The sequence below is a fragment of the Enterobacter cloacae complex sp. P47BA genome (assembly GCF_014930485.1).
In the GTDB taxonomy this organism is placed as follows: Bacteria; Pseudomonadota; Gammaproteobacteria; order Enterobacterales; family Enterobacteriaceae; genus Enterobacter; species Enterobacter bugandensis.
On the sequence record NZ_JADBRF010000044.1, the window covers coordinates 1 to 756 of the forward strand.

The following is a 756-nucleotide window of genomic DNA, read 5'->3' on the forward strand; positions in this document are numbered from 1 at the left end:
CTGTGGGCTGGTTTTCAGCTTCACCAGATAGTCGCCTTTACCCAGCTTTCTGACCTCTTCATACTGTGCTCCCTTTCTGAGAGGGAGCATCCAGTGACGGTGTTCTCCCGCCTGGCTCCACGCATTCAGCAGCCCCAGCGAGTAATAGCCTTTATCCATTAACGTCAGGGTGTTATCGCCGGTCTGCTCTATCAGTTGCTCCGCGAGCTCATTTTCGCTGTTTTTCATCGTGCCGAAGGCCGCTGCCGTCAACAGATGGCTGGTCAGTTCCATCTGGCAGACCATTTTTACCTGCGGGTAGAGTGCCGGGTTTCCGCCATGCGTCTGGCGGGGAAAGGCGCTATCGTTTTCCGGCGTATCCGGTGTGCGCCAGAACACACCATCGATGGCCAGCAGGGTCAGGCCGCACCAGTGCGGATGCGGTGTGGCGTTATGCCAGAGCTGCGCTGTTTGCGTGAACACGCGGCGGACGGCTTCGCTTCCCAGCCGCTGACGGGCCTGGATCACGGCACTGGGGGCAACGAACGGACGGTTGCCGGGTAACATGATATCCAGCCGGTTAACTATCTGATGAAGCGGCTCCTTACGCTCAAGGGCCATACCGATAATGCACCAGACCATCATTTCCAGAGGAAGGCGCCGTTTGCGTAACGTGACGGTGCCGGATTCTTCAAGGCAGCGGGAAATCAGTTCCGGGTCAAGATAGTCGCCCAGAGAAGTCAGAGGGTTACGCAGAGAATCGTAACGTGATACCAG

The 756-nt window shown here is 57.4% G+C and carries 1 protein-coding gene; it reads right to left on the reverse strand.

Annotated features, from left to right (window positions below):
• The coding region (locus IM299_RS22760) for an IS4 family transposase (RefSeq protein ID WP_193358132.1) at positions 1 to 756 on the reverse strand (756 nt) is incomplete at both ends.